This is a genomic window from Nostoc cf. edaphicum LEGE 07299, assembly GCF_015207245.1.
GTDB classification, from domain to species: Bacteria; Cyanobacteriota; Cyanobacteriia; order Cyanobacteriales; family Nostocaceae; genus Nostoc; species Nostoc edaphicum_B.
Window position 1 is genome coordinate 1 of record NZ_JADEXF010000629.1, and the last position, 3,660, is coordinate 3,660.

Annotated in this window: 2 protein-coding genes and 1 pseudogene; 1 reads left to right on the plus strand and 2 read right to left on the minus strand. The window is 41.0% G+C overall.

Annotated elements, in window-relative coordinates:
* Both IQ229_RS18015 and IQ229_RS18020 read right to left on the minus strand, forming a co-directional pair.
* Window positions 1–1,734, minus strand: a 1,734-nt coding sequence (locus IQ229_RS18015; RefSeq protein WP_457852508.1) for an nSTAND1 domain-containing NTPase, incomplete at its 3' end; no start/stop codon positions are given.
* Window positions 1,735–1,902: 168 nt separating this feature from the next.
* Window positions 1,903–3,252, minus strand: coding sequence for a P-loop NTPase fold protein (locus IQ229_RS18020; protein WP_194046057.1), 1,350 nt, complete (start codon window positions 3,250–3,252; stop codon window positions 1,903–1,905).
* Window positions 3,253–3,516: 264 nt separating this feature from the next.
* Here IQ229_RS18020 and IQ229_RS18025 point away from each other — a divergent pair.
* A pseudogene (locus IQ229_RS18025) lies at window positions 3,517–3,660 on the plus strand (3-isopropylmalate dehydratase large subunit); the annotation flags it as partial.

Consider the following 3,660-nt stretch of genomic DNA (forward strand, 5'->3'; position numbering starts at 1 on the left):
TCCCAAAAGCCTCCCCAACTCTTCCACCCAGTTGGTGTAAACGCGCATTACCACCGGCAAATAATCTTGAGTACCGATCGCTTTATTCTTTAAAGCTGGTATTAGTCCCGCATTCACTAGAGAACTTTTGCCGACACCCGATTGCCCATGAATTACTATCAATTTATAATCAGGGCGACCCATGCGTTCAATCAAACGTTCTACATCCAATAGGCGACCAGATGCAGCAATTTCTGGGGCAATATTTCTTTGGGGAGAGTTTGAGCGCAATATCTCGACGAATGCCTGTTTTGTTGCTTCTAATCTACCCGCGCCAATAAAAGCCCGCAAGCCAAATTGCTGTTCAATGGAACGCCTTTGCTGTTTAATTTTGTATGCTTTGAGATATTCTTTTTGCTCAAAGTAAAGCTGCTGTAAAAATCTGAGAATATCCAAGTAAAGTCTGACATCTTCTAGGGGATTACCTACATCCCTAGCAGTTTCTAAGCTAAGAGTTGCCTGTTGAATTTGACCTAATTGATATTGAGAACGACCTAAAATAAACTGATATAAGCTCAAATCTTTTGATTTTAAATCTCTTTCGGGAATATCAGATAAAATTCCTGATGTATTTGCTGATTCCAGATTGGGAATCGTAGAAAAAACCTTTAAAGCTTGCTGAACAAGCTGATTTGCTTTGACCCAGTTTTTTTGAGCAAAAGCTACCTCAGCTAAAAAACCGTAATCCTTGGCTAATTCTCTTGGCTGGTTGTTATTTTGATGGATTACTAAAGCTTGTTCGGAAAGACTCTGCAAGGTTTCCCACTTTTGCAAGTCTCGCAAGATATCACCAAACTTAACTACTGCATTTACAATTAAATTTTGACTTTTGAAATGGTTAATAAAATTTATATACTCTTGAATATAATGCCAAGTTGCTTGCCAATCTGGATGATTGATATCTTGGTTTTTAAAAGTTTTTAAATAATAGCAAAAGCCAATCTCACTGAGGATTTTTGCCTGTCGTTCTAAATTATGACTTTGCTGCCAGAGATTATTAGCTTTGTGATAATGCTTTAACGCCGAATCTTTTTGATTATTTATCTGTTTGATAAAACCTAACAAAGATTCTAAATTAGCTTCAATTTCTAAATTATAAACATCTGGCTGTTTGAGTAAATATCTTTGCGCCGCTTCTAACTCATTTTCCAGTTTGATGTATTCATCTACGCTAAATTTTAAGTTATTACTAAACCATTGATTAGCCGTTTCGATGATAAAATCTACTAATTCCTGTGTTGATATGGCAAAATCTCTCGTAGTTGCCCAACTTTCTAAATCTGGTGCAAGCTGGATTAGTTGCTTATAGATTTCATCGTCAATCCACAACACTAAGGGAAAAGCAAAATTCTTGCGAAACTCTTCCCGCACCTGATTCGCAGAAGTTAGCATCACAGACAAATTCTGCACTGATTCCAAACCCACAACCATCACACAGGCTGGCATTTCTTCGCCAAATTCTTCCTGAATGGCAGTATAAAGAGTCCTGTTTGATTGCTGCACTGCCAAGACACGAATTTCGACTTGACAAATTTCTCGCAGTCTGGAGATTAAGCGATCGCGCAAGCTAGCATAATTACACCGTGCCAATATCAGCTTAAACTGTCCCACAGAGGATTCAATCGCCCAAGCTAATTGTTTCAGAGAGCGTTCGTTGTTTACATGGTCATCTTTTGGTGGTTGTGAGTCTGTCATAAGTTAAAAGGGCGGTTAGAAACCGCATCTACACGAGGCTTTACCCACCTCCGTGGGTTTCAAACACTCAATTTTTCCTTAGTCCACGGAGGTGGACTACCCTGCGGGAAGCCGCAAAGCGTCTATGTTTGTATAGCCGCGAATTCGATTCGTCCTGGCTTAAGTTGATTACTGTAGTTCTCTTGCTTCAGCCAAAACCGGATTAACATCAAACCAAGACTCGCCACCATCGCGGTATTCAAAGACAAACCGACTGCGGATCAGTTTTTGATATCCGTGGTCATCGCTTACCTTTTTCCTTTCCTTGACATGGCGTAACAATTGCCACTCATCCTCAGAAATCGGCAACATGATTTCATTCCGCCGGGAACGAATAACTTGCTCTAAGGTTTCACGGGTTAAAGGAAGACTCATCTCTTCCATAATCCACGTATTCAGCAGCCTCAGCACATCCCGCACATGACCACCGCTCATTTTACACAAACGCTCTAGGCTAGCAGCACTATCAAAAATCTCGGTAACTTTACTTAAACGCTCCTCTGGTGTGATGTCAGGAAAAGCTCTTGCTAGTACCATCTGCTGCATGAGTGACATTCCCTGTGTATGAACACTGCCATCAGACCACTGTACAGGTACCATTGGTAACACCTTGGGATCTTCTGGGAAACGCTGAGTCAGCATTCCGTAATCATTGGAAAACTTCAACGACAAGGGCATGGTGTAGATGAGATGACAATTCAGCTTCGTCAAAAACTCACCTTGATCGACAAATAAATATTCCTGCTGCGGACGACCCCAAGGTTTGGCACGATTATCTATGCGGTCAAGATTATCGACAATTACCACCAGACCATTTTTACCCTGCTGTTTGAGTTTAGCGATCGCAGGTTCTAATAATTCTTGATTAATCGCTTCCAGCAGCTTAGTTTTTTGCGGTGCTAAATACTGATTGAGTTTTTCTCGCAGCGCTGGGTCATTTTTCATCTTCGCGGTGATTTCACCAATGCCCATAGACAGAGAAAACTTATCTTTATCTGCCGATAAACCGACATCACCAAGCACCGGAAGCTTAACTTTTCCCGCCGTCACCTCGGAGTTTAAGACCTTCCAAGCACCTTGCAGCAACTCATTAAACTTGTTGGGTGACTCCAGGGTAATTTTATCAAGACTTTGACTTACACGACGAGCGATCGCTAGCAGCACATCAGCAATATCGACATCAGTCATTTCCAAGTCATCACTGGACTCAAAATACACCACATGGAAACCTAACTTTTCCAGTTCTGCCTGTAACCGTAATAATTCTGTCGATTTTCCACAACCAATATGCCCAGTAAATAACGTGCAAGTGGGTTCATTAGGCTTAAAAAAAGTAATTTTCTGCTTCAGCTTGCCAAGAATATCACCACCTCGAACTGAGGAAAAATCTATATAATACTTGCTATCAGAGCTATGGTTGACAAACAGAGTTCTGCTGGGATCGCTAGCCTGATAAAATTCCCGTAAATCTATGGACATAACTTGGTAGTGCAATAATCTGGTATTGTCTTAACACATCCTTGTGGAAAAGGATAAAGTTATTTACATCTTTGCATCTCAATATTTCGGAGAATTTTCGCTTTTACTAGCTCAAAGGCAATTAAATGACATCGCGAATTCTCTGCGTACCTTTGCGCTTACCTCTGTGCCCCTTTGCGTTTAAAAATATTTAAGTTATCTGCAAAAACCCAGACTATTTTTTGATACTATTTAAGACCGGACTCTTTAAATACTGATTGACGTATGAGCAAAGGTACCCTGTTTGACAAAGTTTGGGACTTACACACCGTTGGTACACTTCCCTCAGGGCTGACGCAACTATTTATCGGGCTTCACCTAATTCATGAAGTCACCAGTCCCCAGGCCTTTGCTATGTTACGCGAGAGG

What these genes read in the sequence shown, in the direction of transcription:
- IQ229_RS18020 (WP_194046057.1), bottom strand. Translation starts at nt 3,252, where the DNA reads ATGTCCATAGATTTACGGGAATTTTATCAGGCTAGCGATCCCAGCAGA.